Source organism: Nonomuraea sp. NPDC049649 (genome assembly GCF_040675175.1).
Taxonomy (GTDB): Bacteria; Actinomycetota; Actinomycetes; order Streptosporangiales; family Streptosporangiaceae; genus Nonomuraea.
This window is the reverse complement of sequence record NZ_JBFAOH010000026.1, coordinates 45,295-72,196: the sequence shown is the minus strand read 5'-3', so window position 1 is coordinate 72,196 and position 26,902 is coordinate 45,295. Positions and strand designations below refer to the sequence as shown.

28 protein-coding genes are annotated in these 26,902 nt (G+C 71.2%); 11 read left to right on the top strand and 17 right to left on the bottom strand.

Annotated features, from left to right (window positions below):
* Nucleotides 1-405 precede the first annotated feature (405 nt).
* Together AB0J42_RS27130 and radC are read left to right on the top strand one after the other, a co-directional pair.
* On the top strand, nt 406-1,122 hold the full coding sequence (locus tag AB0J42_RS27130) for a GntR family transcriptional regulator (protein ID WP_364299175.1): 717 nt from the start codon (nt 406-408) through the stop codon (nt 1,120-1,122).
* A 520-nt stretch (nt 1,123-1,642) separates the two neighbouring features.
* Nucleotides 1,643-2,314, top strand: coding sequence for a DNA repair protein RadC (radC, locus tag AB0J42_RS27125; protein ID WP_364299173.1), 672 nt, complete (start codon nt 1,643-1,645; stop codon nt 2,312-2,314).
* Between the two features lie 706 nt (nt 2,315-3,020).
* On the opposite strand, the gene AB0J42_RS27120 is transcribed toward radC, so the two are convergent.
* A complete protein-coding gene (locus AB0J42_RS27120; RefSeq protein ID WP_364299171.1) occupies nt 3,021-3,311 on the bottom strand; it encodes a hypothetical protein in 291 nt (96 codons plus the stop codon).
* 105 nt (nt 3,312-3,416) lie between these two features.
* Between AB0J42_RS27120 and AB0J42_RS27115 the strand changes: the two genes are divergently transcribed.
* Together AB0J42_RS27115 and AB0J42_RS27110 are read left to right on the top strand one after the other, a co-directional pair.
* A complete protein-coding gene (locus tag AB0J42_RS27115) occupies nt 3,417-3,899 on the top strand; it encodes a GntR family transcriptional regulator (RefSeq protein ID WP_364299170.1) in 483 nt (160 codons plus the stop codon).
* Between the two features lie 30 nt (nt 3,900-3,929).
* Nucleotides 3,930-4,451 carry a winged helix-turn-helix domain-containing protein gene (locus AB0J42_RS27110; protein ID WP_364299168.1) on the top strand — a complete coding sequence of 174 codons (522 nt, stop codon included), beginning with the start codon at nt 3,930-3,932 and terminating at the stop codon, nt 4,449-4,451.
* Here the strand turns inward: AB0J42_RS27110 and AB0J42_RS27105 are convergent.
* Together AB0J42_RS27105 and AB0J42_RS27100 are read right to left on the bottom strand one after the other, a co-directional pair.
* Nucleotides 4,435-5,457 carry a hypothetical protein gene (locus AB0J42_RS27105; RefSeq protein WP_364299166.1) on the bottom strand — a complete coding sequence of 341 codons (1,023 nt, stop codon included), beginning with the start codon at nt 5,455-5,457 and terminating at the stop codon, nt 4,435-4,437. The two genes, AB0J42_RS27110 and AB0J42_RS27105, sit on opposite strands and share 17 nt — an antisense overlap.
* 44 nt (nt 5,458-5,501) lie before the next feature.
* Entirely contained in the window at nt 5,502-6,386 is an 885-nt protein-coding gene (locus AB0J42_RS27100; protein ID WP_364299165.1) for a DMT family transporter, read from the bottom strand.
* 31 nt (nt 6,387-6,417) lie between these two features.
* Between AB0J42_RS27100 and AB0J42_RS27095 the strand changes: the two genes are divergently transcribed.
* The 5 genes from AB0J42_RS27095 to AB0J42_RS27075 all read left to right on the top strand — a co-directional run bounded on the left by AB0J42_RS27095 (nt 6,418) and on the right by AB0J42_RS27075 (nt 10,775).
* Entirely contained in the window at nt 6,418-7,833 is a 1,416-nt protein-coding gene (locus AB0J42_RS27095; protein ID WP_364299163.1) for a PLP-dependent aminotransferase family protein, read from the top strand.
* Nucleotides 7,834-7,846: 13 nt separating this feature from the next.
* Nucleotides 7,847-8,362, top strand: a complete 516-nt coding sequence (locus AB0J42_RS27090) for a CGNR zinc finger domain-containing protein (RefSeq protein ID WP_364299161.1) — start codon at nt 7,847-7,849, stop codon at nt 8,360-8,362.
* A gap of 44 nt (nt 8,363-8,406) precedes the next feature.
* Nucleotides 8,407-9,015 (top strand): GNAT family N-acetyltransferase, encoded by a 609-nt coding sequence (locus tag AB0J42_RS27085; protein WP_364299159.1) that lies wholly within the window; start codon nt 8,407-8,409, stop codon nt 9,013-9,015.
* Nucleotides 9,016-9,027: 12 nt separating this feature from the next.
* A complete protein-coding gene (locus tag AB0J42_RS27080; RefSeq protein ID WP_364299157.1) occupies nt 9,028-9,903 on the top strand; it encodes a 1,4-dihydroxy-2-naphthoate polyprenyltransferase in 876 nt (291 codons plus the stop codon).
* 137 nt (nt 9,904-10,040) lie between these two features.
* Nucleotides 10,041-10,775: a GAF and ANTAR domain-containing protein gene (locus tag AB0J42_RS27075; protein WP_364299155.1), complete on the top strand. Its 735-nt coding sequence runs from the start codon at nt 10,041-10,043 to the stop codon at nt 10,773-10,775.
* Here AB0J42_RS27075 and AB0J42_RS27070 read toward each other — a convergent pair.
* The 6 genes from AB0J42_RS27070 to AB0J42_RS27045 all read right to left on the bottom strand — a co-directional run bounded on the left by AB0J42_RS27070 (nt 10,737) and on the right by AB0J42_RS27045 (nt 16,977).
* A complete protein-coding gene (locus AB0J42_RS27070) occupies nt 10,737-11,255 on the bottom strand; it encodes a GNAT family N-acetyltransferase (protein WP_364299153.1) in 519 nt (172 codons plus the stop codon). The genes AB0J42_RS27075 and AB0J42_RS27070 overlap by 39 nt on opposite strands.
* A gap of 139 nt (nt 11,256-11,394) precedes the next feature.
* Nucleotides 11,395-12,132, bottom strand: coding sequence for a 4-hydroxy-tetrahydrodipicolinate reductase (dapB, locus tag AB0J42_RS27065; protein WP_364299151.1), 738 nt, complete (start codon nt 12,130-12,132; stop codon nt 11,395-11,397).
* A 25-nt stretch (nt 12,133-12,157) separates the two neighbouring features.
* Entirely contained in the window at nt 12,158-13,468 is a 1,311-nt protein-coding gene (locus tag AB0J42_RS27060; protein WP_364299149.1) for a pitrilysin family protein, read from the bottom strand.
* Between the two features lie 52 nt (nt 13,469-13,520).
* Complete coding sequence (locus AB0J42_RS27055) at nt 13,521-15,836, bottom strand: polyribonucleotide nucleotidyltransferase (RefSeq protein ID WP_364299147.1); 2,316 nt, start codon at nt 15,834-15,836, stop codon at nt 13,521-13,523.
* Between the two features lie 317 nt (nt 15,837-16,153).
* A complete protein-coding gene (rpsO, locus tag AB0J42_RS27050; RefSeq protein WP_364299145.1) occupies nt 16,154-16,423 on the bottom strand; it encodes a 30S ribosomal protein S15 in 270 nt (89 codons plus the stop codon).
* 152 nt (nt 16,424-16,575) lie between these two features.
* The gene (locus AB0J42_RS27045; RefSeq protein WP_364299143.1) at nt 16,576-16,977 is read right to left on the bottom strand and encodes a VOC family protein; all 402 of its coding nucleotides are present in this window, start codon (nt 16,975-16,977) and stop codon (nt 16,576-16,578) included.
* Nucleotides 16,978-17,056: 79 nt separating this feature from the next.
* On the opposite strand from AB0J42_RS27045, the gene AB0J42_RS27040 reads away from it, so the two are divergent.
* On the top strand, nt 17,057-17,650 hold the full coding sequence (locus AB0J42_RS27040; protein ID WP_364299141.1) for a TetR/AcrR family transcriptional regulator: 594 nt from the start codon (nt 17,057-17,059) through the stop codon (nt 17,648-17,650).
* On the opposite strand, the gene AB0J42_RS27035 is transcribed toward AB0J42_RS27040, so the two are convergent.
* On the bottom strand, nt 17,640-18,566 hold the full coding sequence (locus AB0J42_RS27035) for a bifunctional riboflavin kinase/FAD synthetase (protein WP_364299139.1): 927 nt from the start codon (nt 18,564-18,566) through the stop codon (nt 17,640-17,642). The genes AB0J42_RS27040 and AB0J42_RS27035 overlap by 11 nt on opposite strands.
* Nucleotides 18,567-18,661: 95 nt before the next feature.
* On the opposite strand from AB0J42_RS27035, the gene AB0J42_RS27030 reads away from it, so the two are divergent.
* Nucleotides 18,662-19,681 carry an SAM-dependent methyltransferase gene (locus AB0J42_RS27030; protein WP_364299137.1) on the top strand — a complete coding sequence of 340 codons (1,020 nt, stop codon included), beginning with the start codon at nt 18,662-18,664 and terminating at the stop codon, nt 19,679-19,681.
* Here the strand turns inward: AB0J42_RS27030 and truB are convergent.
* The 7 genes from truB to nusA form a co-directional block, all read right to left on the bottom strand.
* Entirely contained in the window at nt 19,678-20,550 is an 873-nt protein-coding gene (gene truB, locus AB0J42_RS27025) for a tRNA pseudouridine(55) synthase TruB (RefSeq protein ID WP_364299135.1), read from the bottom strand. The genes AB0J42_RS27030 and truB overlap by 4 nt on opposite strands.
* Nucleotides 20,550-21,572 (bottom strand): DHH family phosphoesterase, encoded by a 1,023-nt coding sequence (locus AB0J42_RS27020; RefSeq protein WP_364299133.1) that lies wholly within the window; start codon nt 21,570-21,572, stop codon nt 20,550-20,552. The genes truB and AB0J42_RS27020 overlap by 1 nt, the downstream gene beginning before the upstream one ends.
* Nucleotides 21,569-22,018 carry a 30S ribosome-binding factor RbfA gene (gene rbfA, locus AB0J42_RS27015; protein ID WP_364299131.1) on the bottom strand — a complete coding sequence of 150 codons (450 nt, stop codon included), beginning with the start codon at nt 22,016-22,018 and terminating at the stop codon, nt 21,569-21,571. The genes AB0J42_RS27020 and rbfA overlap by 4 nt, the downstream gene beginning before the upstream one ends.
* A 42-nt stretch (nt 22,019-22,060) precedes the next feature.
* Complete coding sequence (locus AB0J42_RS27010; protein ID WP_364299129.1) at nt 22,061-22,357, bottom strand: DUF503 domain-containing protein; 297 nt, start codon at nt 22,355-22,357, stop codon at nt 22,061-22,063.
* A 115-nt stretch (nt 22,358-22,472) separates the two neighbouring features.
* The gene (infB, locus tag AB0J42_RS27005; RefSeq protein WP_364299127.1) at nt 22,473-25,490 is read right to left on the bottom strand and encodes a translation initiation factor IF-2; all 3,018 of its coding nucleotides are present in this window, start codon (nt 25,488-25,490) and stop codon (nt 22,473-22,475) included.
* A 137-nt stretch (nt 25,491-25,627) separates the two neighbouring features.
* Complete coding sequence (locus AB0J42_RS27000; RefSeq protein ID WP_364299125.1) at nt 25,628-25,915, bottom strand: YlxR family protein; 288 nt, start codon at nt 25,913-25,915, stop codon at nt 25,628-25,630.
* Nucleotides 25,899-26,891 carry a transcription termination factor NusA gene (nusA, locus tag AB0J42_RS26995; protein ID WP_364299191.1) on the bottom strand — a complete coding sequence of 331 codons (993 nt, stop codon included), beginning with the start codon at nt 26,889-26,891 and terminating at the stop codon, nt 25,899-25,901. Before nusA ends, AB0J42_RS27000 begins: the two co-directional genes overlap by 17 nt.
* Nucleotides 26,892-26,902: the final 11 nt, after the last annotated feature.

The window sequence follows — 26,902 nt, the reverse complement described above, 5'->3', positions numbered from 1 at the left end:
GCTCATCGACGTACTCCGCCGACCTGCCGCGTGGATGTCTTGCGAGGGGCTAGATAGTCCAAGCCCCCGAGAGCCCGAACCCAGTCTGCCCCCGCCGAAACATCATCGGCACATCGCCCGCTATGATCGGCTTCAGCACCATCCGCGACAAACCCCCTGCTGATCAGCAGAAACCCGGACCAGGGGGCTCGCATAGGTAGAGGCCGCCGATATGTGCTCGGGGGTACACACATCGACGACCTCTACCGAGAGAATCGGCACCCCTTACACCGGCGTTACAGGGTTTCCTCCACAATTTTCCGCTACCGCAAAGTTGGGGCTCCAACAGTCGTCGCTGACCGTCGGTTACCTGCCGAATACGGCAACATGGGGCAACGCCTCACACGAACCCCCAGGGATGGACTAGTGGCCACCTCAGATCCGGTCTACCTGCGTGTCGTCGAAGACATCCGGCGTCAGATCCTCGACGGCACCCTTCCTCCCGGCTCGCAGATCCCGTCGCGGGCACAGCTGACCCGTAAATACCAGGTCGGCGAGACCGCCGCCCGCCACGCCCTCCGCGCCCTGGCCGCCGAGGGCCTCGTCGTCGGACGGATCGGCTCGGGACACTATGTGAGAGAACGCTCCGAGCTCACCCCGCTGCACCGGTGGCGGTTCCTAGACCGCCCTACCCCCTTCGCGATCGATCTGCAGTCGCAGGGCAGGCGAGTGACCTGGGATTGGCACAGCGAGCCCGCCGCAGCCGGCCCCGACCTCGCCAGACGGCTCCGGGTCGACGAATCGGCGACGCTGACGAGGACCCGCTACGTGTTCCGCGGCGACGGCCGGCCGTTGCAGGTCGCGACCGCGTACGAACCACTGGAGTTCGCCCCGCACACGGCGGAGGAGCGGCGCAGCCTGGTCGCGAGGATGTACGCGCACGGCGTGAAGATCACTGAAGTGGTGGAGAGCATCCACACCCGGGCACCCCACCAGAGCGAGATCGAAACCCTCGAACTCGCGGCCGGCGTGCACGTCCTGCACGTCGAGCGCACCCACTGGGCCGGCGACCGTCCGGTGGAGACGAGCGACATCGTCCTGCCGGGCGACCGCTTCCGCATGGTCTACAGCATGCCCGTCTGACGACACCCGCTCGCCGCCCTGAGCACACGCCCGCTCGACGACGCCCGCTTGCCGTCCCGGCCACACGCCCGTACCACGGCACCGGCTGGCCGCCCTGAACACATGCCGTCCGACCACGCCCGCTTGCCGTCCCGGGCACACACTCGTCTGACGACGTCGGCTCGCCGTCCTGGGCGGCCTGCCACGCCCGAGAACCGCCGTACGGACGCCGCGCTCAGCCAGCCACTGCGCGGGCGTCACACTGTCGGCCACCGCCTGGTCTCCTTCGTTGATCGCTGCTACTCGAAGGAACGGTGAACCCGGTGGCGATGCTTGAGGCGAAGCGCTCACAGGCTCGGCATCAGCGATCCCGGGTGACCTTCGAAAGATCACGCGGTGGCCGTTCTCCTTTCACGGCTTCAGGTCGATCTCGCACACCACTTCCGTGGGCTTGGCGGGTGAGCCCCAAGCGGGCTTTCCGGACATCCCGCTACCCCTGTCTTCGCAGGCCAGAGGTTGTCGGTGGGCGTTGATACAACCGATGCGGAGGTGGGGCATGCGGGTCAAGGACTTGCCGAGGCGGGAACGGCCTCGGGAGCGGTTGATGGAGAGCGGGCCGGCGGCGCTGGCCGATCGGGAGCTGCTGGCGGTGCTGCTCGGGTCGGGGTTCCGGGGGGCGAGCGCGATGGATCTGGCCGCCCGGGTGATCGCGCACTGCGGCGATCTGGACAGGCTCGTACGGTCGGAGCCGCACCGGCTGCTGGCCGTGCCGGGGGTGGGCCCGGCCAAGGCGGCGCGGGTGGCGGCGGCGTTCCACCTGATCCGGAGGGCGGACGCGGAGCCGGAGCGGGCGCGGGTCGCCTGCACGGCCGACCTGGCCGCGGTGGCCGCGCCTCTGCTGCGCGGGCACGCGCACGAGCGGCTGGTGGTGGTCGTCTGCGACGTCCGGGGCGCGGTGCTGCGCCGGGCGGTGATGACCGAGGGAGGCGCGGACCACACGACGGTCCCGGTCCGGGAGATCGTCTCCGCGGTGCTCACGTCGGGCGGGGCGCTGTTCGGCGTCGCTCACAACCATCCGAGCGGCTCACTCGACCCCAGCGAAGCGGACGTGACGGCGACGCGCCGACTCGCGGAGGCCGCCGAGACCGTGGGCCTGCGGTTCCTCGATCACCTCATCGTCACCGACGACGCGTGGCGGCGCATTCCCCTATAAACCGAAATACGACTCGACGACCAGCGCTTTTCCCCCGGGAGAATTCATCCAGAAACGGAGACCAGGACGCTCACGAACCGAAAACGCATGATCCCTATGAAAGCGCGGAAGCCCAGCCTGGCCGCGGAAAGGCGTGGCATCCTGATTCCCGCGGGCAGGGGCCGTTTGGACGTCATCGGCCTTTCACCCGTGCGTGGTTTCGCACCTCCCGGAGGGCGCGGGATCACGTCGCCTGCTGCCGGACATTCTCCCTGCGGTCGACGGCAATCCGTATCGTGGACGAGAGTGCTGGACGGGCATGTCACCCGGCAGCAGGCACTCCTGGCCGGCGGTCACCAACGTGACCACCGGCGAGGATCGACCCGCGCGGTCTCTGTCCGGTGTCGCGCGGGCCTCCGGTCCCCCTCCACCGGTTCTCGGCGCCGGGTGGCAGCCTGGCGCCGAGAACCGCCCTTCCGTACGGCCGCGCCCCGCGAGGGGAAACCTGGAGGAGCCGGGCTCGACGAGAGGAAAGCTGGAGGAACCGCGCCTCACGGGGGGGAAGCCGGGGCCCCGAACCCGGGAAGCCGGGCCTCGCAGAGGGAAACCCGGAGAAGCCCGGGTTCCACCGTGCCGGCAGTGTGTCGGCGTCCGAGGCCTTGGACGCCTGCGCGCGGGGACCCGGCAGGTGCAAGGAGCTGGGATGACACCTGCCGGGAGTTCGAAGTCACCGGGCCTCCCCACGCAGCAGCTCGGCCCAGAGCGTGTCGACGACGGCGGCCATCGCCCGCGGCGACTCCTCGACCACCAGGCGCCCGTTCAGCCTGCTGACCCTCCGGATGAACCGCAGCCCTCCCGCCTGGCACAGCTCGTACACGACCGGACCGCAATCACACGTGTAGTCCCGCACCCTCATCCGCTCGGTACGCGGCGTCGCGGGCATCCATTCGATCAGTTCCGCCGCAGCGACCATGGGCATCACGTGCTTGCCATGCAGATCATCCGCCTCCCCGCACATGCCTTCACCTTAGTCTAGCCATATTCCCTAGTCCAGGTCGTATCTATAGACCTGTTCAGGTGTCTGCTTTGTGCGGGCATGTCTAGATTGGTCTACAATCTCGGCGTGCTTGACCGTGAAGGACCTGTCCCCATCTACAAGCAGCTCGCCGACCTCATCCGCGAGCAGATCGAGCGCGGCGAGCTCAAGGCGGGCGATCCCGTTCCCAGCGAAGCCAAGCTCGAACAGGACTATGAGATCGCCAGGACGACCGCCCGCCGCGTCGCCCGGGAGCTCCGGGAGCAGGGCGTGGCGTACACGATCCAGGGCGAAGGCACCTTCGTGGGACCACCCACCGCACCACGCGGCGCCAGAAAAATCCCGCTTTATCAGCAGATCGCAGAGGAAATCGCGGAGCGCATTCAACGAGGCGAAATACCGCCCAACCGTGCGATCCTCGGCGAAAAGCAGATGATGCAGCAGTACGGCGTCGCCAAGGCCACCGCGCGTCAGGCGGTAGCGCACCTGCGAGAGCAGGGGTGGGTGTTCACGGTCCCCTATCGCGGCACTTATGTGAACACGAAGGATAAATGGCCGACGAAAGAATAGACGCCCCGGGCGAGCGATATCCTCGTACGCATGCTCGACCCCGAGGGCGACACCCATCTCTATCTGCAGATCAGTGAAATTCTCCGGTCACGCATCGGCCAGGCCGCCGTGGGTGATCAGGTGCCCAGCGAGGCGGATCTCCAGCACGAATTCGGCGTCGCACGTACCACCGCCCGCAGGGCGATCAGAGTCCTCCGCGACGAGAACCTGGTCCACACCGTCCACGGCCAGGGCACCTTCGTGGGCGCCGGTCCCGATGGGCCGATCCGCCCCCGCAAGACCCCGATGTACCGCCAAATAGCCGACGAGCTGGCGCGGCAGATCAGCGCGGGCACATACCGGCCGAGGCGCCCGATCCCGAGCGAGACGACCCTCTCCCAGCGCTACGACGTCGCACGCGAGACCGTACGCCGCGCCATGGCCACGATGCGGGCGGAGGGCTGGCTCTACACGGTCCCTCAGCGCGGCACCTACGTCGCGCCCGAGGAGCGCTGGCCCACAGCGCCCGAGGACCGGCAGGCGCCCGCGGAACGGGTCAGAACACCGGGATGATGTCCTCCGGGTCGACGAAGTTCACCGGCACCCCTTCCAGGTCGAGCTCGGGGATGGCCGGAAAGGCGATGCCCCACCGTTCGACGATGGCGCGAATCCTGGCCATCGCGACCCGCCAGTTCTCCGCCTGTTCCTCGTACGAGAGCACGCCCAGGCCGGCGTCGCGGGCGTGGTCCATGAGGACGCGGTGGTTGGCCAGGAAGTAGGGCGGCAGTTCCCAGAACCCCTCCGGCGGCTCCCAGAGGATCATCGACAGGAACACGAACCCGGCGCGCAGTTGCCGGGTGATGAGGGTGCGGGTGTCGTCGGCGAGCCCGGGCCACTCGTTGTCCAGGATGGTCATGCAGATCTGGAGGTGGCGCGACTCGTCGCGGCCGATGCGGTGGAACATCTCCGCGAAGACGGGGTGCTGGGTGCCCGACGCCATGCCGCGGAACAGCGTGGAGGCGGCCATCTCGCCCATCATGAAGCTGGTGAAGAGCACGGGGAGCGAGTACTTCCCCACGGCGGAGTTGTAGCCGTTCCAGTAGCGGCCGCCGTTGTGGTAGAGCCAGCCGATGTTGTTGTGGGCGGCTTTCTCCAGGTCGTCGCGGGGTTCCCAGTCGAGCGGGCCGCCGGGCCAGAGGCGGGCGATGGTGCGCTGGCAGCACTCTTCGTGGTTCATCTCGTCACGGGTGATCGAGAAGAAGCACTTCCTGACCGGGTCTTCCTCGTGTTTCTCGAACGCCTGGATGGTGGCCCGGGCGAACACGGCCGGTCCGGAGGCGTCGAAGTTGGCCAGCACGGCGAACCAGTACATGATGCCGAGCCGCTGCTCGCGGGTGAAGTCGGCGGGGTCGAGGCCGTCCCAGGGCAGGTCGGCCGGGTTCCAGACCATCCGTTTGGACTTCTCGTAGATGGCCGCGAGCTTCTCGGTCTCGACGCGCCATTCCATCGGGTAGATGTTCGGCTGCGGGATCTCGGGGGCGGGCCAGAAGCCGCCCTCGGGGATCGTGAGGTCCGCCATGTGTGACACCTCCTCCCCCATCCTGCGGCGTGGCGTCACGGCTTTCAAGTACGGGCGCGCTGGGTGACGGCCACGCAGACGAGCACCGCCAGTGCCGCCACCACGGTCGCGATCCCGTACCTCTCGCCCATCAGGAACCACGCCCAGACGAGGGTGAGCAGCGGCTGGGTCAGCTGCGTCTGGCCGGCGCGGGCGATGCCGCCTCTGGCCAGGCCCGCGTACCAAGGGAAGAAGCCGAGGAACATCGAGATCAGTCCCACGTACGCGAAGCCCGCGAGGGCGGGCGGCGCGGGCGTCATCGGTGTGACGGCGGCCAGGACGGCGGTGATGGGAAGCGTGATCGGGAGTGACAGGACGAGCGCGTACGAGATGACCTGCCAGCCGGGCGTGTGCCTGGCGAGCCGCCCGCCTTCGGTGTAGCCGACGGCGGCCGACAGCAGGGCGCCGGCCAGGAGGAGGTCGGGCCAGGCGGCCGTGGTCTCGGTGCGGGTGAGGGTGAAGGCGGTGATGGCGAGCGCGCCCGCCGCGCAGGCAGCCCAGAACGCCGGCCGGGGACGTTCACCGGCCCGCAGCACGGCGAAGACGGCGGTCGCGGCGGGGAGCAGGCCGACGACGACGGCGGCGTGCGCGGTGCTCGCGCCGAGGTCCAGGGCCAGGCCGCTGAAGACGGGGAAGCCGAAGACCACGCCGAGGGAGATGAGCCCGTACGGGCGCCGGTGCGGGCGGGGCGGCAGCAGCGGGAGCCCGGCGGCCTTGAGGCAGACCAGCGCGACGGCTCCGGCGACGGCGGCGCGGCCGATCGCGACGAGCCAGGGGTCGAAGCCCTCCATGGCGTAGGCGGTGGCGGGGAGGGAGCCGGAGAAGGCGAGCACGCCGAGGAAGGCGAGCAGGGTGCCCCCGCGCTGCTCCCGGCCCGGGAGCGCTATCACCTTCGATTCGATAGCGCTATTCTCAACTCTCATGAATAACGATAGCAGTATCGCCCAGATCGCCGCGGTGCTGCGCGACGAGGTCGCCCGGCTGCGGCCGGGCGACCGGCTGCCGTCCAGCAGGGAGATCATGCGGCGGCACGGCGTGAGCCCGGTGACGGTGTCCCGGGCGCTGGGGCAGCTCGCCGCCGAAGGAAAGGTGATCACCAAGCCGGGCAGCGGGGCGTTCGTGGCGCCGCGACGGCCGCCGTTGCGGGACGCCGCCGACTTCTCGTGGCAGACGGTGGCGCTCGGCGACCGGGTGGTGGACGACGCCCCCATGACGGCGCTGCTCGCCCGGGCTCCCGAAGGGGTGGTGCCGCTGATCGGCGGCTACCTGCCCCCGGGGCTGCGGCCGGACAGGCAGCTCGCGGCGGCGGCCGCGCGGGCGATGCGCAGGCCGGGCGTCTGGGGGATGCCGCCGCTGCCCGGGGTGGACGAGCTGCGCCGGTGGTTCGCCCTGCAGGCCGGCGGGGACGTGACGGCCGGGGACGCGCTGATCGTCAGCGGCGGGCAGGCGGCGCTCAGCCACGCCTTCCGCGCGCTGGCCGCTCCCGGGACCCAGGCGCTGGTGGAGACCCCGGCCTATCCGGGCGCGCTGGCCGCGGCCAAGGCGGCCGGGCTGCGGGCCACCGGGGTGCCGATGGACCGCGACGGGGTCCGGCCCGACCTGCTGGCGGAGGCGTTCGCGGTGACGGGGGCGCGGGTCTTCCTGTGCCAGCCGACGCTGCAGAACCCCACCGGCGCCACCCTCACCCTCGAACGCCGCCGCCAGGTGCTGGAGGTCGCCAGGGCGGCCGGTGCGTTCGTGATCGAGGACGACTACGCCCGGTGGCTGACCCGGCAGGCGCCGCCGTCCCTGGTGTCCATGGACGGGCACGGGACCGTGGTCCACATCCACTCGCTCACCAAGATCCTGTCGCCGAGCATGCGGCTGGCGGCGGTGATCGCGCGCGGCCCGGCCGCGCACCGGCTCCGGGCCGCCCAGCTCGTGGAGTCGTTCTTCGTGGCGCGGCCGCTGCAGGAGACGGCGCTGGAGTTCGTGGGCTCGCCGGCCTGGCGGCGGCATCTGGCGGCGGTGCACGCCGAGATCGGCACCCGCCGCGACGCGCTGGCCGCCGCGCTGGCGGCCCGGATGCCCGGCGCGGAGCCGTACGTGCTGCCGATCGGGGGGATGCACCTGTGGCTGCGGCTGCCGCGGGAGACCGACGAGCGGGCGCTGGTGGAGGCGGCCGAGCGGAACGGGGTGCTGGTGAGCGCGGGCCGGATGTACTACCCGGCGGAGCCGCCCGGCCCGCACATCAGGGTGACGCACATCGCGGCGGGCAGCGTGGCGGAGCTGGCCGAGGGGGTGCGGCGGCTCGCAGAGACGCTGACGGCACAGGACGCCGGGAAGATCACGGTATGAGTAGAGTGTTCGCATGCTGGCGTCGGCCGAGTTGGTGCGCGACTTCGTGAACACCTACGACGTCGAGGCCGACGCCGACGAGCTGGGCACGCCCGCGGAGCTGGCCCTGTGGCTGCGTGAGCGGGCGCTGACCGGCCCCGGCGACCGGGCGACGGACGACGATCTGGCGCTCGCCGTGGCGCTGCGGGAGGGGCTCAGGGCGGCGCTCAGACGCGACGCGGAGCCGCCGGAGTTACCGGTCCTGCCGCTGCGGGTGACCGTGGGGCGGGGGCCGGAGCTGGTGCCGGTGGGCGAGGGGGTGGCGGCCGGGCTGGCCAGGATCGCGGCGGCGGTGGCCGGCGGGGGCTGGGACCGGCTGAAGGTGTGTGCCGAGGAGACGTGCGGGAGGGCGTTCGTCGACCTCTCCAGGAACCGTTCCCGATCATGGTGTTCCATGCGGGTCTGCGGTAACCGCACCAAAACGAGGGCATACCGGGCGAGGAAGCAGGGTTCGCGTCCTCGCCCAGGGTCAAACACCGATACGGTGTAACTCGTGCCTTGTGGCATGAACGGCAGGCGAAGGAGCGGGCCGAGATGGCAGACGTAGGCGTCCGGGCGGCCCGGCGCGAGGATGTTCTCCAGGTGGCGAATGTGCAGGTGCGCGCCTGGCGCTATGGCTATCGGGAGTTCCTGCCCGAGGGTCCCCTCGAGCAGATGACAGGCCCGGCGGCCGAGAAGATGTGGCTGCGCCAGTGGGACGAGGCGATCGCCGCCCCGCCCACGTCCCGGCACCGGGTGCTGGTGGCGGTGGAGACGATCCTGGACACGGAGGGGTTCCCGGCGCTGGGCGCGGGCGGCGCGAACATGCCGATGACCCCGCGGGGCGGCGAGCGGGTGGTGGGCCTGGCGTCCCACTCCCCCGCCGAGGACCCCGATCTCGACCCCACCGAGGTGGCCGAGATGCTGACGCTTCTGGTCGACCCCGACTTCGTGCGGCGCGGCCACGGCAGCCGGCTGCTCAACGCCACCGTCGACTACCTCCGCGAGGACGGTTACCGGCAGATCGCCACCTGGGTGTTCGCCGACAACTATCCTGTCCTGGGCTTCCTCGAGTCGGCCGGCTGGGGCGAGGACATGGCCGAGCGCGTGCTCGACATGGGCCGCCCGATCCGCATGGTCAGGCTCACCACGGACATCAGCTAGAGGTCTCACCGCATGGCAACTCCTGCTCAATGGATCGCGGGAGCACGCCCACGCACGCTTCCGAACGCGATCGTGCCGGTCATGGCCGGCACCGGCGTGGCGATCGGCGAGGGCGGCTTCAGCTGGTGGCGTGCGCTGCTGGCGCTGCTGGTGGCGCTGCTGCTGCAGATCGGCGTCAACTACGCCAACGACTACAGCGACGGCATCCGCGGCACCGACGACCAGCGGGTCGGCCCGATGCGGCTGGTGGGCTCACGGGCGGCGACGCCGCGCCAGGTGCTGGCGGCGGCGCTCGGCAGCTTCGCCGCCGCCGCGGTGCTCGGGCTGGCCCTGGTGCTGGTCACGCAGGCGTGGTGGGTGCTGCTGGTGGGCGCGGCGGCGATCGCCGCGGGCTGGTTCTACACCGGCGGCAGCCGCCCGTACGGTTACCGAGCGCTGGGCGAGGCGTCGGTCTTCGTGTTCTTCGGCGTGGTGCCGGTGGTCGGCACCGCGTTCGTGCAGACCGAGCAGCTGTCGTGGGCGGCGCTGGTGGCGTCGGTGCCGGTCGGGCTGCTGTCGTGCTCGATGCTGGTGGTCAACAACCTGCGCGACGTCGACACCGACGGGCAGACGGGCAAGCGGACGCTCGCGGTGGTGCTGGGCGCGCCGCGCACCCGTACGCTCTACACGGCCTGCCTGGTGGTGCCGTTCGCGGTCGTGGTGGCGATGGTCCCGATCACGCCGGCGGTGGCGCTGACGGTGCTCGCGGCGCCGCTGGCGATCTCACCGGTCCGCACGGTCCTGTCCGGCGCGACGGGCCCGGCGCTGATCGCGGCGCTGCAGCAGACGGGCAAGCTGCAGATGGCGTACGGGGCGCTGCTGGCGATCGGCCTGGCCGTCTCGCTCTGAGGTTACGCACCAGGAGACGAGGGCAGCTCATGACAGGCCCCAGTAAGGTTCGACATTCCGGACATTGACTGGTCTGTCGGGCCGTCGGGAGCTACGTTCCTCATGACCGGTCCGAGTCGTATACCCGAGGAAGGGCGTTGGACCCGCTCACCCCTCTCACCGCGACCGCGGAGTTCGAGCAGCCGCTGCGCGAGATCCTCACCGTCGCGACCCGCGCCATGCCCGGCGGGACGCTCTCCAGCATGGTCCTGAGCGGGGAGGGCGGCCCGTACACCGTGGCGTCCTCCGCCCCCCGCGTCCTCGACCTCGACACCCTGCAGTTCACCGCCCGTGCCGGCCCGTGCCTGGAGGCGATCGAGAGCGGCGAGCCCGTCGGCTCCGACGACCTGGCGTCCGAGGCGCGCTGGACCGGCCTGTCGGCGGACCTGGCCGCGCACGGCGCCCGGAGCGTCCACGCGCAGCCGCTCACCCTCGACAGCCGTCTCCAGGGCGCCCTCAACCTCTACTCGGAGCGCCCCGGCGGCTTCCCGGCCGAGGCCCGCACGGCCGCCGCCGTCACCGCCGGCCAGGCCGCGGTGCTCTTCCAGGCCGTGCTCCACGCAGCCCGCCTCGACGAGGTCATCACCCAGCTCCGCGAGGCGCTCAACAGACGGGCGATCATCGACCAGGCGCTCGGCATCGTCATGGCCCGCCGCCAGTGCACCGCCCCGGCCGCCTTCGACATCCTGCGGCGCACCTCCCAGCGCCGCAACATCAAGGTCCACCAGGTGGCCGCCGACCTCGTACAGGCGGTCACAGGCAGCCCCCCGCTACCCCCCAGCTTCGGCGCCCCCTCAGGAGCCCCCGGACCCAACGGCACCGCGCCCAGGTGACCCGAGCTCGGCCGCCATGACCACGCGGGGCGCCACGTCGATGCCCAGCTCGCGTTCCCGTCTTACCAGGGCGCGCAGTTCCGGTCCCCACGCGCGCTCGGGCCACACGACGAAGCCGTGTCGTCCGTACCAGGGCGCGTTCCACGGCACGTCCCTGAACGTCGTCAGCGTCACCGCGGGCGCGCCCGCCGCACGGGCGTGGTCCAGGACCGCCTCGACCAGCCGGCCGCCGATGCCCCGGCGCATGCGGGAGGGGTGGACGGCGAGCTGTTCCAGGTGGACGTTGCCGTCGACAGCGGAGATCAGCGCGAATCCGGCCGGCGGGTCGCCCTCGACCAGCACCGAGGACGGGTCGCGCACGTCCTCGATCATGGTCGTGCCGGGCGGAAACGTGATGCCCGCCTGCTCGAAGAGCCCGTCCGCGGCGAGCTCCACGGCCACCAGGCCGGGGAGCTCTCTCTCGTCAGCCCATCGCACCATGCCGACACGTTCTCACCTGCGCCGGGGTCGCCGCCTCCGGATATTAGGGTTGCTGATCGTAGGCTCGGCTGTGCGGCGCCGGGACCCTCTCCTCGACCGTGCCCGCCGACCTCGAACGAGGTGGTGGGCACGGTACGTTTCAGAGGTCCAGCAGGCGCTCCAGCCCGACCGTCAGCCCGGGCAGCTCGCCCACCCGCCGCACGCCGAGCAGCACGCCCGGGGTGAACGCGGCGCGGTTCATCGTGTCGTGGCGGATGGTGAGGGTCTCGCCGTCGCCGCCGAGCAGCACCTCCTGGTGGGCGATGAGCCCGGACAGGCGGACCGCGTGCACACGCACGCCGTCGACGTCGGCGCCGCGCGCCCCGTCGAGCCCGGAGCTGGTGGCGTCGGGCATCGGCCCCACCCCGGCCTTGGCACGGGCCTCGGCGACCAGCTCGGCGGTGCGCCGGGCGGTGCCCGAGGGGGCGTCGGCCTTGTTCGGGTGGTGCAGCTCGACGATCTCGACCGACTCGAAGTGGCGGGCGGCCTGCTGGGCGAAGTGCATCATGAGCACGGCCGCGATGCCGAAGTTGGGCGCGATCAGGCAGTTGGTGCCCGGGGAGCGCGCGAGCCAGTCGCGTACGGTGTCGAGCCGCCCGGCGTCGAACCCGGTGGTGCCGACCACCGGGTGGATGCCGTGCGCGATCGCCCACTCCAGGTTGCCCATCACGACGTCCGGATGGGTGAAGTCGACCACCACCTGGGCGCCTTCGAGGCTCTCGATCGGGTCGTCCTTGTCGATCGCGGCCACCAGCTCCATGTCGGGCGCCGCCTCGACCGCCTTGCACACCTCGGCGCCCACGCGCCCGCGGGCGCCGAGCACACCTACCTTGATCACAGGGTCAACCCTATACCCGCAGGTGTCAGGAGATGGCGTGGGAGAAGTCCTTGTCGCCGTACGGGCCGATCACGGCGAGCGTGAGCGGCCGGTTGAGCACGTCGGCGGCGACCGCGGAGATCTCCTCGGCGGTGACCGACTCGATGCGGGCCAGCACCTCGTCGACCGACAGCAGCTCGTCGTAGACCAGCTCGTTCTTGCCGATGCGGGACATGCGCGAGCCGGTGTCCTCCAGGCCGAGCACGAGACCGCCGCGCATCTGGCCCTTGCCGCGCGCGATCTCCTCCTCGGTCAGGCCGTCGGACACCACCCTGGCCACCTCGTCCCGGCAGATCTTGAGCACGTCGTCGATCTTCGAGGGCAGGCAGCCGACGTAGATGCCGAACTGGCCGGTGTCGGCGTAGGCCGAGGTGTAGCTGTAGGCGGCGTAGGCCAGGCCGCGCTTCTCCCTGATCTCCTGGAAGAGCCGCGACGACATGCCGCCGCCCAGCGCGGCGTTGAGCACGCCGAGCGCGAAGCGCCGGTCGTCGGTGCGGGGCATGCTGGTCGTGCCGAGCACCAGGTTGGCCTGCTCGGTCGGCCGGTCCAGGACGCGCACCCCGGACAGCGCCGGGGCGCCGGGGCCGCTGGTGCGCGGCGGGTCGGCGACGGCGGGCCCGGTGAGGGCGCCCGCCCGCTCGTACGCCCGCGCCACCAGCTCCACGACCTCTTCGTGGCGGACGTTGCCCGCCACGGCCACGACGGTGCGCCGGGGCCGGTAGTAGCGGTGGTAGTACTCGGCGATCCGGTCGCGGTCGAGGGCGTCGATGGACTCGGCCGTACCGAGGATCGGCCGCCCGATCGGCGAGTCGCCGTAGAGAGCCGCGGCGAACTGCTCGTGCACCACGTCGGACGGGTCGTCCTCGTGCATGGCGATCTCCTCCAGGATCACGCCACGCTCGGCCTCGACGTCCTCCGCGTCCACGATCGAGCTGGTCACCAGGTCGGCGAGGACGTCGACCGCTATCGGCAGGTCCTCGTCGAGCACCCGCGCGTAGTAGCAGGTGTACTCCTTGGCGGTGAAGGCGTTGATCTCACCGCCGATGCCCTCGATGGACGCCGAGATCTCCATGGCGTCTCTCGTGGGCGTGCCCTTGAAGAGCAGGTGCTCGAGGAAGTGGGTGGCCCCCATGTGCTCGGGGGCCTCGTCACGCGAGCCGATGCCGACCCACATGCCGACCGCGACACTGCGCACGGTCGGCATGGTCTCGGTCACCACGCGCAGGCCGCCGGGGAGGGTGGTGCGTTTGACCACCCCTGCCCCGTCGCGGCCGGCGTGCAGCGTGGTCGTGGTCACGGCCCCTCCTTAGCGGGCCCCGCGACCACGGCGCGGGGATTGGTCGTCGCCGTCACGAGTTGCGGTCGTCCCCCTCGGAACCGCCGCGGGTGCGGACCCGGGTGCGGGTGCGGCGCGGCCGCTCGGGACGCTCGTCGCCCTCGGACGCCGGGGCCTCGGACTCGCCGGACTCGGCCCTGGCCTCCTTCTCGGCGGCCTCCTTCTCGATGACCTCGACCGGCACCAGCGAGAGCTTGCCGCGCTGGTCGATCTCGGCGATCTCGACCTGGATCTTCTCGCCGACGCTCATGACGTCCTCGACGTTCTCGATCCGCTTGCCGCCGTGGAGCTTGCGGATCTGCGAGACGTGCAGCAGGCCGTCCTTGCCGGGCATGAGCGAGACGAACGCGCCGAAGGCGGCGATCTTCACGACCGTGCCCAGGTAGCGCTCGCCGACCTCCGGCATGTGCGGGTTGGCGATCGCGTTGATCGCCGACCGCGCGGCCTCGGCGGCCGGGCCGTCGGTGGCGCCGATGTAGATCGTGCCGTCGTCCTCGATGGTGATCTCGGCGCCGGTGTCGTCCTGGATCTGGTTGATCATCTTGCCCTTCGGGCCGATGACCTCGCCGATCTTGTCGACCGGGACCTTGATGGTGATGATGCGCGGCGCCGTCGGGTTCATCTCCGCCGGGGAGTCGATGGCCTCCTGCATGACCTCCAGGATCGCCAGCCGTGCGCCCTTCGCCTGCTTGAGCGCGCCCGCCAGGACCGAGGCGGGGATGCCGTCGAGCTTCGTGTCGAGCTGCAGGGCCGTGATGACGTCCCGGGTGCCGGCGACCTTGAAGTCCATGTCGCCCATGGCGTCCTCGGCGCCCAGGATGTCGGTCAGGGTGACGTAGTCGTCGCCCTCGCCGATCAGGCCCATCGCGATGCCGGCGACCATCTCCTTGAGCGGCACACCGGCGTCGAGCAGCGACATCGTGGACGCGCAGACCGAGCCCATCGAGGTCGAGCCGTTGGAGCTGAGCGCCTCGGAGACCTGGCGGATCGCGTACGGGAACTCCTCACGCGACGGCAGGACCGGGATCAGCGCCCGCTCGGCGAGCGCGCCGTGGCCGATCTCGCGGCGCTTGGGCGAGCCCACCCGGCCGGTCTCGCCGGTGGAGTAGGGCGGGAAGTTGTAGTTGTGCATGTAGCGCTTGGTCCGCTCCGGGTTGAGCGTGTCGATGACCTGCTCCATGCGCAGCATGTTGAGCGTGGTGATGCCCAGGATCTGGGTCTCGCCGCGCTCGAACAGGGCCGAGCCGTGCACCCGGGGCACCACGTGGACCTCGGCGGACAGGGCGCGGATGTCCTTGGTGCCGCGGCCGTCGATGCGCACGCCCTCCTTGAGCACCCGCTCGCGCATGAGGTTCTTCATCACGGCGCGGAAGGCGGCCGACACCTCCTTCTCGCGGCCCTCGAAGTCAGGCAGCAGCTTCTCCGCCGCCAGCGCCTTCACCCGGTCGAGCTCGTTCTCGCGCTCCTGCTTGACGGCGATGGTGAGCGCGGCCGCAAGCTCGGTCTTCACCGCGGCCTCGACCGCGGCGTAGACGTCCTCCTGGTAGTCGGGGAAGACCGGGAACTCGGCGGTCTCCTTGGCGGCCACCCGCGCGATCCTGGACTGCGCCTCGCACAGCACCTTGATGAACGGCTTGGCGGCCTCCAGGCCCTCGGCGACGCTCTCCTCGGTCGGGGCGACCGCGCCCTCGGCGACCAGCTTGAGCGTGTCGCGGGTGGACTCGGCCTCCACCATCATGATGGCGACGTCGCCGTCGGCGAGCACCCGCCCCGCCACGACCATGTCGAACGTGGCCCGCTCCAGCTCCTGGTGGGTGGGGAAGGCCACCCACTGCCCGTCGATGAGGGCGACGCGGACGCCGCCGATCGGGCCGGAGAACGGCAGGCCGGCGAGCTGCGTCGACAGCGAGGCGGCGTTGATGGCCACCACGTCGTAGAGGTGCTCGGGGTTGAGCGCCAGGACCGTGGCGACGACCTGGACCTCGTTGCGCAGGCCCTTGACGAACGACGGGCGCAGCGGCCGGTCGATCAGGCGGCAGGTGAGGATGGCGTCCTCGGAAGGACGGCCCTCACGCCGGAAGAACGAGCCGGGGATGCGGCCCGCGGCGTACATCCGCTCCTCGACATCCACCGTGAGCGGGAAGAAGTCGAAGCTCTCCTTGGGCTGCTTGGACGCGGTGGTCGCGGACAGGATCATCGTGTCGTTGTCGAGATAGGCGACGGCGCTGCCGGCCGCCTGCCGCGCGAGACGTCCGGTCTCGAACCGGATCGTGCGCGTGCCGAATGAGCCGTTGTCGATGACGGCTTCGGCGGTGTGGACACCCTCCACGGGGGACCTCCTTGGTCAGTCGGTCTCCCGCGCCCATATCACCGGCACCCTCGTGCCCGACGGGATCGTAAAGGCCGTAACGGCGGTTCCCGTCAGTAGGTGCAGCGCCGGTCTTCGATCGAAGCGCCCGGTCTGAATACCGGAAGCCACTACCGAGGACCGGCCCGCGGGCGTCGCGGGTCGCATGGTGCTGAGCGGACGCGGGGGCTCTCAGTGTCTCGGATATTCAGTTGTACGCCAGGGGCGCGCCCCGCGTCGCAGGACTCGCCGTGCCTGACGAGAGAAGGGAGCGGCAGTGTCCGCCGCTCCCTTCTATGCTATCGGCGCAGGCCGAGCCGCTCGATGAGCGCACGGTAACGCGCGATGTCGACCTTCTGCAGGTACTTCAGCAGCTGGCGCCTGCGGCCGACCAGGAGCAGCAGGCCCCGGCGGCTGTGGTGGTCGTGCTTGTGGGTCTTGAGGTGCTCGGTCAGGTCGCTGATGCGCTTGCTCAGCAGCGCGATCTGCACCTCGGGCGACCCGGTGTCGCCCTCGGCCGTCGCGTACTCCGCGATGATGGACTTCTTGGTAGCGGTGTCGAGAGACACGGCTCTCCCTTACGAATCTACGGGCACGCGCGGATGAGAATCGCGAACGACCGTGCGTGCCTACAGTCGCCGCGGCTAAGGCCTCAGGGCGGCGCCTCGCGCCACCGTCACAGAGCCGACATGCAAGGTTACCACCAAGAAGCGGAGCCCGCTCATACGTACTGCGCCGCGTACTCCCCGGCGGGCTCGATGGGCTGGATGACGTCGATGAGCACCCCGCCGGGGCCGGTCACGATGAAGTGCCGCTGGCCGAAGTCCTCGCTGCGCAGCGGCAGCTCGGGCTTGAGCCCCTCGCCCTCGACCAGCCGCTCCCACTCGGCGTCCGCGTCGCCGACCTCGAAGTTGAGCAGGAGCCCGGCCGCCCGGTCGCGGTACGACTCGGGCAGCGTGGGGTGCGTGTGATCGAGCAGGGCCAGTTCGTACGGGCCGCGCCTGAGGCTGACGTACCAGTCGGCTTCGAAGGTGACCTCGAACCCGAACAGCCGCACGTAGAAGTCGCGCGACTCGGCCACCTTGTCGGTGCAGATCACCGGATAGAAGCTGGTGAGCTCCATGATTCCCCTTTTCGCATACCATCGGTATGCGAAGGTACGCTATTTCACGTACCATCGGTATGTCAACGGGACGGGCGCGATGACGAGAACCAGGGCCGAGCAGCGCGAGGCCACCAGGCGGACGCTGGTCGCGGTGGGCCGGCGGCTCTTCTCCGACAAGGGCTACGCCGCGGTGGGCCTGGCGGAGATCGTGCGCGAGGCGGGCGTGACCAAGGGCGCGCTCTACCACCACTTCGACGGCAAGGCGGCGCTGTTCCGCGCCGTGCTGGAGGAGGTGCAGCAGGAAGTGGCGACCCGGGTGGCGGCCGCGGCCGACGCCGAGGGCGACCCGTGGGACCAGCTCAAGGCGGGGTGCGCCGCGTTCGTGCGCGCCGCCGCCGACCCCGAAGTGCAGCGCATCATGCTCGTCGACGGGCCGGCCGTGCTCGGCTGGAACGAGTGGCGCGCGATCGACGAGGCCGCCTCCGCCCGCCACCTGGCCGAGGCGCTGACGGCGTTCGCCGAGACCGGCACGATCATGCCGGGCCCGGTCGCCCCGCTCACCCGCCTGCTGTCGGGCGCGATGAACGAGGCGGTGCTCTGGCTGGCCCGGCCGGAATCCGGCCCCGACGACCTGGACGCGACGCTGGCCGCGCTGTCGCGGCTGCTGGAGGGCCTGCGGGTCAGGACGTGATGCGGCGGGTCCGGTCGACGTCGTCCTGGATCTGGTCGACCAGCTCCTCGATCGAGTCGAACCGGGTGTTGCCCCGCAGCCGCTCGGCGAAGTCGACCCCCACGTGCACCCCGTACAGGTCGAGGTCGTCGCGGTCGAGCGCGTACGCCTCGACCGTGCGCGGCACCCCCTCGAACGTCGGGTTGGTGCCGACCGAGATCGCGGCCGGCCAGCGCTCGCCCTCGTAGAGGACGGGCCGGTTGGCCACCGGCACGCACTCCAGCCAGCCCGCGTAGACCCCGTCGGCCGGGATCGCGGTCTGCGGCGGCGACTCCACGTTGGCGGTCGGGAAACCGAGCTGCCGCCCGCGCTGGTAGCCGCGCACCACCACGCCCTCGACCCGGTGGGGCCTGCCCAGCCCCTCGGCGGCGCCCACCACGTCGCCCGCCGCCAGCCGCTCGCGGATCAGCGTCGAGGAGACGTCCAGGACCAGCGGCACGCCCTCGGCCGCGAAGTCGTACTTCTCGCCCAGCAGCCGCAGCGTCTCGACGTCGCCCGCCGCGTCGTGACCGAACGCGAAGTCCTCCCCCACCACGACCGCCGCCGCGCGCAGCCGATCGGCGAGCACGCTCCGGGTGAACTCGGCCGGGCTCAGCTCGGCCGTCTCGGTCGTGAAAGGCAGCACGACCACCTCGTCCACGCCCAGCTCGCGCAGCAGGACGGACCTGCGCTTGGCCGTGGTCAGCCGGAGCGGCCGGTAGCCGGGGCGCACCACCTCGTCGGGCGGCGGCTCGAAGGTCAGCGCGACCGTGCGCAGGCCCCGCCCGGCCGCGAGCTCGACGGCCCGCCGGACCACCCGCTGATGACCGCGGTGGACGCCGTCGAACACGCCAATGGTCACGACAGACCGCTCCGGTTCACCCACACCCGGCCCCATTCGCTCATCCCGCGGAATCAACCCTCCAAGCCTGCCATGCGCGCGTCCCTGCCTTGTAATCGAGGCATGTATTCCAGGACGGTACGATCCGCTGCATGCCTCGATACGCGCTGCTGATCCTGCCTGCCTTCAACCGGGTCTACGCCGACAGCGCGCCCCGGCTCACCCACGCCGAGCTGGCCGTCTTCGCCCAGCGCGGGCTGGGCGCCGACCTGCCGGTCATCGAGGAGACCCGCATCGGCGGGCTGCCCTACGTCACGTTCGAGACGCCCGAGCCGCTGTCGCGCGCGGACGTGGCGCTGCTGTCGAACCTGTCGTCGGTCTACGCGCTGTTCGGGCTGGAGGGCGACCTGCTGCGGCCGGTGGAGCTGACCCCGCTCGACCGGCTGAGCAGCGATCTGCTCACGATCCAGAAGTACGCGGGCAAGACCAACGAGATCTTCACCAAGATGCTGCTCAACGTCACCGTGTTGGCCTCCGACTTCCCGCTCGGCGGCGGGCTCGCCGTGTTCGACCCGCTCTGCGGCCGCGGCACCACGCTCAACCAGGCCCTCATGTACGGGTACGACGCCTACGGGCTCGACCACGACGCCAAGGACTTCGAGGCCTACTCCGGCTTCCTGCGCACCTGGCTGAAGAACAAGCGGCTCAAGCACACCGCCGAGACCGTGCCGGTGCGCCGGCAGCGGGCGCTCATCGGGCGGCGGCTGGAGGTGGTGTTCGGCCTGACGAAGGAGGCCTACAAGGCGGGCGAGACGCAGAAGGTCACCGTGGTCAACGCCGACACCCTGCGGGCCCGGGAGTTCTTCAAACCGCGCTCGTTCCACGCCGTCGTCACCGACGCCCCGTACGGGGTGCAGCACGGCAGCAAGGGCGGCGGCGGGCTGTCACGCAGCCCGCTGGAGCTGCTGAAGCGGGCCGCGCCGATCTGGGCCGAGCTGCTGAAGCCGGGCGGCGCGCTCGGCGTCTCCTGGAACACCTACGGCGGCGGACGCGACGACCTGGCCCGCGTCCTCACCGGGGCGGGCCTGGAGGTCGTCGACTACCCCGGCTTCGAGCACCGGGTCGACCAGGCGATCGTGCGCGACATCATGGTCGCCCGCAAGCCCGCCTAGGACACGAAGACGGCCAGCGGCTTGGCCAGCCGGCCCTGCTCCTCGACCAGCGCCAGCAGCTCGCCGTCGGGGCCGAACATGCCGATCGGGCCCTTGCCCAGCCCGGCCGCCGGCAGCCGGCCGCCGTGCCTGACCACCCGGGCCTCCTCCTGGCTCACGTCCCGGCGCGGGAAGGCGGCCGCCACCGCCTCGCCGATCGGCAGGATCTCGCACTTCTCCGCGAGCTGGTCGAGGGTCTTGGCCTGGTCGAGCCCGTACGGGCCGACGTACGTGCGGCGCAGCGCGGTCAGGTGGCCGCCGACGCCGAGCCCGGCGCCCAGGTCGCGGGCCAGCGCCCGGATGTAGGTGCCGGACGAGCAGCGCACGGTGGCGTCCACGTCGACCACGTCCGCCTGCCGGCGCAGATCGGTGATCTCGAACTCGTACACGGTCACCGGACGGGCGGCCAGCTCCACCCCCTCGCCGGCGCGGGCCAGCTTGTAGGCCCGCTTGCCGTCGACCTTGATGGCGCTGACCTGCGGCGGCACCTGCATGATCTCGCCGGTGAGCGCCGCCACGCCCTCCCGGATCCGCTGCTCGGCCACGTCGCCGGCCGGGGTGGTCGCGGTGACCTCGCCCTCGGCGTCGTCGGTGTTCGTGGTCACGCCCAGCCGGATCGTGGCCTCGTAGACCTTCTGGGTCAGCGCCAGGTGGCCGAGCAGCCTGGTCGCCTTCTCCACCCCGATCACCAGGACGCCGGTCGCCATCGGGTCGAGCGTTCCGGCGTGCCCGACGCGGCGGGTGCCCGCGAGACGGCGCAGCCGCGCCACCACGTCGTGGGACGTCCATCCGGCGGGTTTGTCGACGATGATCAAGCCGCTCTCGGCCATCACGCCTCTCTCAGCAGGGCCCTGAACTTCGCCATGGTGGCCTCGGGGCTGTCGTACGAGGTGAAACCGGCGGCGTTGTGGTGACCGCCGCCGCCCAGCGCGGCGCACACGTGCGCGACGTCGACGCGGCCCTTGGAGCGCGTCGACACCTGCCAGGCGCCCTGGTCGTCTTCCTTGAGCACCGCCGCCACGTCGGCCTCGTCGGTGCGCCGCACCACGTCGATGATGCTTTCGAGCTCGGAGTACGGGAGCCCGTACGCGGCCCGGTCGACCCGGGTCACATACGTCCACACCAGGCCGTCTTCCAGCTTGACCCGGCCGAGCGCCGCGGCCAGCACCTTGAGGTAGCCGAACGGGGCGCGGTCCCACAGCTCCCGGGCGATCTCGTCGGTGTGCAGGCCGGTGGCCACCAGGCGGGCCGCCATCTGGTGAGCCGCCGGGCTGGTGGAGGAGTGGCGGAACGAGCCGGTGTCAGTGACCAGCCCCGCGTACAGGCAGGTGGCGATGTCGCGGTCGAGCGAGCCGCCGAGCCGGTAGATGAACTGCTCGGCCAGCATCGCGGTGGCGGCCGCCCGGGCGTCGATCAGGTCGACCGTGCCGAAGCCCTCGTTGGACGGGTGGTGGTCGACCACGATGAGCTCGCGGGCCCGGCGGACGCTGCCCTCCAGCAGCCCCAGCCGGGCGATCGACGGCGAGTCGAAGGTGATCATGAGCTGGGGTTCGGCCGGGTAGCGGTCCGGCGGCACCAGCATGTCCTGCCCCGGCAGGAAGCGGAGCAGGCGCGGCACCGTGAAGTCGTGGTCGCCGAACGAGGCGGCCACCCGCTTGCCCATCGAGCGCAGCACGAACCCGACGGCCAGCATCGACCCGAGCGCGTCGCCGTCCGGCGAGATGTGGCACGCCAGCGCGACCTCGTCGGCCTCGGAGACGAGCCGGACCGCCCGCTCCCAGGACTCCTCGGACACCGTGACGGAACCGCTCCTGGGCGGCCGGCCCGGCCTGTCGCGTACGTCGGGGGTCACGACTCCGCTAGCCCGTCCCGCTCGTCGTCATCAGGCTTCCGGTAGGGGTCGGGCTCGCCGGCGTAGGTGGCGTTCTGCGCCTGGCGGGCCACCTCGGCGTCCCGCGCCCGCGCGGCCGTGATCAGGTCGTCGAGCTGGCGGGCGCTCTCGGGGATCGGGTCGTGCTTGAACGTCAGCATCGGGGTGAAGCGCACCCCGGTCTGGCGGCCGACCTCGGAGCGGATGATGCCCTTGGCGCTCTCCAGAGCGGCCGCGCTGTCGGCGCGCTCGGCCTCGGAGCCGAACACCGTGTAGAAGACCGTCGCCTCGCGGAGGTCGGCGGTGATCCGCGTGTCCGTCACGGTGACGAAGCCCAGGCGCGGGTCCTTGATCCGGCGCTCCAGCATCTCGGCGACGATCTGCTGGATGCGGTCGGCGAGCTTGCGCGCTCGTGCTGCATCCACCATGTTCGCTCCCCCTTCACGCACGACCGGCGGTCGCACTGTCGTTCAATCTTCGTCGTTGTAAAGCCGCTGCTTGGCTGACAGGAGCTCGATCTCGGGGCGGAAGGCCACCAGCCGCTCGCAGGAGTCCATCACCTCTTTGCAGTTACCCGCGGAGGCGGAGACCACAGCGACGCCGACCTCGGCCCTCCGGTGGAGGTCGAGATGGCCGACCTCGGCCACGGCCACACCGGGAAAGCGCCGCTGCAGCTCGGCGACCAGGGGACGCACGACGGATCGCTTCTGCTTCAGCGAACGCACGTCGCCGAGCAGGATGTCCAGGGTCAGGGCACCCACATACATCGTTGTCAACCGCCGCTCGCACTGGTGTCGAGCGCACGCCGGGCCGGTGCGGCGGGGACCGGCCCGGCGTGCGGAAGGCGCCCGGCGGATGGCCCGCCGAGCGCCCGGCCACGGGTCAGACCCGCGGCTTCTCCCGCATCTCGAACGCCTCGATGACGTCGTCGACCTTGATGTCGTTGTAGCCGACCCCGATGCCGCACTCGAAGCCCTCGCGGACCTCGGTGGCATCGTCCTTGAACCGGCGCAGCGACGACACGGTCAGGTTGTCCGCGATGACGACGCCGTCGCGGATCAGCCTGGCCTTGCTGTTGCGGGTGATCACGCCCGAGCGGACCAGCGAACCGGCGACGTTGCCGATCCTCGGCACCTTGAAGATCTCGCGGACCTCCGCCGTGCCCATCTGGACCTCTTCGTACTCGGGCTTGAGCATGCCCTTGAGCGCCGCCTCGATCTCCTCGATCGCCTGGTAGATGACCGAGTAGTAGCGGATGTCGACGCCCTCGCGCTCGGCCAGGTCACGCGCCCGCGGCTCGGGGCGGACGTTGAAGCCGATGATGACCGCGTTGTCGTCGGCGACGGCGAGGTTGACGTCGTACTCCGTGATCGCACCGACGGCGCGGTGCAGGACACGGAGCCTGACCTCGTCGCCCACGTCGATCTTGAGCAGCGCGTCTTCCAGCGCCTCCACCGAACCGGACACGTCGCCCTTGATGATGAGCTTGAGCTCGTCCACCCTGCCCTTCTCGAGGTCGCTGAACAGCTCCTCGAGGGTGCGGCGGCGGCTCGACCTCGCCATGTCGGCGCTGCGCTTGCGCGCCGCGCGCTGCTGGGCGATCTGCCGGGCCATCCGGTCGTCGCTGACCACGATGAAGTTGTCGCCCGCGCTCGGCACCGCCGTCAGGCCCATCACCAGGACGGGACGCGACGGGGTGGCCTCCTCCACCGGCTCGCCGGTGTCGTCGAGCATCGCCCGGACGCGGCCGAAGGCCTCGCCGCAGACGATCGAGTCGCCCACGCGGAGCGTGCCGCGCTGGACCAGGACCGTCGCCACCGGGCCGCGCCCCTTGTCGAGGTGGGCCTCGATCGCGATGCCCTGCGCGTCCATCGTCGGGTTGGCCCGCAGGTCGAGCTCGGCGTCGGCGGTCAGCAGGATCGCTTCGAGCAGGTCGTCGATGCCCTCGCCCTTGAGCGCGGAGATGTCGACGAACAGCGTCGAACCGCCGTACTCCTCGGCCACCAGGCCGTACTCGGTGAGCTGGCCCCGGACCTTGGCCGGGTCGGCGCTCTCCTTGTCGACCTTGTTGACCGCGACGACGACCGGCACGTCGGCCGCCTGGGCGTGGTTGAGCGCCTCGATCGTCTGCGGCTTCACGCCGTCGTCGGCCGCGACCACCAGCACCGCGATGTCCGTGGACTTCGCGCCTCGGGCACGCATGGCGGTGAACGCCTCGTGACCCGGGGTGTCGATGAAGGTGATCTTGCGGTCTTCGCCTTCGTGCTCGGTCTTGACCTGGTAGGCACCGATGTGCTGGGTGATGCCACCGGCCTCGCGCGAGGCGATGTTGGTCTTGCGGATCGCGTCGAGCAGCTTGGTCTTACCGTGGTCGACGTGGCCCATGACGGTCACCACCGGCGGCCGCGCGGCCAGGTCGGCGTCGTCGCCCTCGTCCTCGCCGAACTCGATGTCGAAGGCCTCGAGAAGCTCGCGGTCCTCCTCCTCGGGGCTGACGACCTGGACGTTGTAGTCCAGCTCGGCGCCGAGCAGCTGCAGCGTCTCCTCGTTGACCGACTGCGTGGCCGTCACCATCTCGCCGAGGTGCAGCATGATCTGCACCAGCGAGGCGGGGTTGGCCCCGATCCGGTCGGCGAAGTCGGCCAGCGACGCACCGCGCGGCAGGCGGATCGTCGCGCCGTTGCCGCGGGCGACCTGCACACCGCCGATCGCCGGCGCCGACATGTTGTCGAACTCCTGGCGCCTCTGACGCTTGGACTTGCGGCCACGCGCGGGACGGCCACCGGGACGCCCGAAGGCACCCGCCGTGCCGCCGCGGCCACGGCCACCACCGCCGGGACGGCCGCCGAAGCCACCGGGACCGCCGCCCGTACGCGGGCCGCCGCCACCGGGACGGCCGGCGAAGCCGCCGGGACGCCCGCCGCCACCGCCGGGACGACCACCGCCGCCCGGACGGCCGCCGCCGCCACCACCGGGACCGCCGGGACGTCCGCCCGGAGGCGTGGGACGGCCCTGCGGCATCATCATCGGGTTCGGGCGCGGACCACCGGGACGCGGACCGCCCGCACCGGGGCCGGGACGCGGGCCGCCGGCGCCGGGACCCGGACGCGGGCCGGCCGCACCGGGCGGACCCGGACGCGGGCCCGGAGTGGGCCGGTCGCCGCGGCTCTGCGGCGGACGCGGGATCGCGCCGTCACGCGGCGGACCACCGGGACGATCGCCGCCCGGACGGCCGCCGGGACGCGGACGGGCCTGGCCCATGCCGCTCGCGGTCGACGAGAACGGGTTGTTGCCCGGACGCGGGCCGCGCGGGCCCGGCTTGGGCGCGGGACCCGGGCGGGGCGCACCGCCACCCGGCGCACCGGGGCGCGGAGCCTGGGCGGAGCCGCCACCGGGCTGACCGGGGCGCGGCGCAGGACCCGGCTTGGGGCCGGGACGGGGCGCGGGACCGGGACGCGGGCCGGGCGTCGGCCGCTGACCGGTCTCGAACCGCGCCTGCGGGGCGCCGGAGGTCTCGCCGCGGGCGGCCTCGGGCTTCTGCTGCGGAGCCGGCGCCGCCGGGCGGGGTGCGCCGCCCGCGGGGCCGGGCCGCGGACCGGGCTTCGGCCCGGGACGCGGAGGTGAGGGGACGGGCGCCTGCTGGGCGCCGTTTCCGGCCTGGCCTCCCGCCGGCCGGGGAGCAGCCTTCGGCGGCTGCGGCTTGTTGGACGGCGAACCGCCGCCCCTGGCGGGCGCGCCCTTGGACGCACCCAGTGCTTCGGTGAGCCTGCGGACCACCGGCGCCTCGATGGTGGAGGACGCCGAACGGACGAACTCCCCCATCTCCTGGAGCTTGGCCATGACGACCTTGCTCTCGACGCCGAACTCCTTAGCGAGCTCGTATACCCGGACCTTCGCCACTGCACTCCCTAACTCGGCCCGGGAGGCTGGCTGTGCCGTCCGGACCGTCGCTACCTTGACGTCTTCATCGCCGCGTGCTCATCAGGCGCTCATAGCAATCTGACTCCGCCCATCAACTCGGCGTCCTACATGACAGTTCATGGTTCTCCTCCCAGGTGTGCCCGCACCCGCGTCACATCGACCGGCCCCGGCACGCGAAAAGCGCGCGGGAACGCCCGGCGACGCTCGGCAAGCTCCAGACAACTCATGGACGGATGCAGCGATGCACCCCGGCCAGGAAGCCGTCCGCGCAGGTCGGGGACCACCTGGCCCTCGACCAACACCAGTCGGAGCAGCTCGGACTTATCCGTGCGAACCCTGCAGCCCACACAGGTGCGCTGTGGGGCCGCGTGGCAACCATATTCCAGATTACCGTGTCGACGCATCTACGGAACCGGCGGCATCCTCTGCCTGGGTGTCGGGACGGATGTCGATCCGCCAGCCTGTGAGCCTAGCGGCAAGCCGGGCATTCTGCCCTTCCTTGCCGATGGCCAGCGACAGCTGATAGTCGGGCACGATGACCCGCGCCACCCGTCCGTCGAGATCGAGAACCTCAACATGCGAAACACGGGCAGGCGACAGGGCATTCCCGACGAACTCGGCCGGATCGTCCGACCAGTCGATGATGTCGATCTTCTCGCCGTGCAGCTCGGTCATCACGCTGCGCACGCGGGACCCCATCGGCCCGATGCAGGCGCCTTTGGCGTTGACTCCCGGCTTGCGCGACCGTACGGCGATCTTGGTGCGGTGGCCCGCCTCACGCGCCACCGCGGCGATCTCGACCGTGCCGTCGGCGATCTCCGGCACCTCCAGCGCGAACAGCTTCTTCACCAGGCCCGGGTGGGTGCGCGAAAGCGTGACCGACGGGCCTTTGTGGCCCTTCTTCACCTGCACCACGTAGGCGCGGATGCGCTCGCCGTGGCGGTACTCCTCGCCCGGCACCTGCTCGTGGGCGGGCAGCACGGCCTCGATCTTGCCCAGGTCGACCAGCACCACCCGCGGGTCCTTGCCCTGCTGGATCACGCCGGAGACCAGCTCGCCCTCGCGGCTGGCGTACTCGCCGAAGTTGATCTCGTCTTCGGCGTCGCGCAGCTGCTGCAGGATCACCTGCTTGGCGGTGGTGGCCGCGATCCGGCTGAAGTTACCCGGAGTGTCGTCGTACTCGCGCACAACCTCGCCGTCCTCGCCGACCTCCGCCGCCCAGATCGTGACGTGGCCGGTCGCCTGGTCGAGCTCGGCGCGCGCTTTGGCGGCGGCGCCCTCGGTGCGGAAGTACGCGATCAGCAGCGCGTCCTCGATCGCCTTGACCACCAGGTCGAGGGAGATGTCCTTCTCCCGCTCCAGGCTGCGCAGGACGCTCATGTCGATGTCCA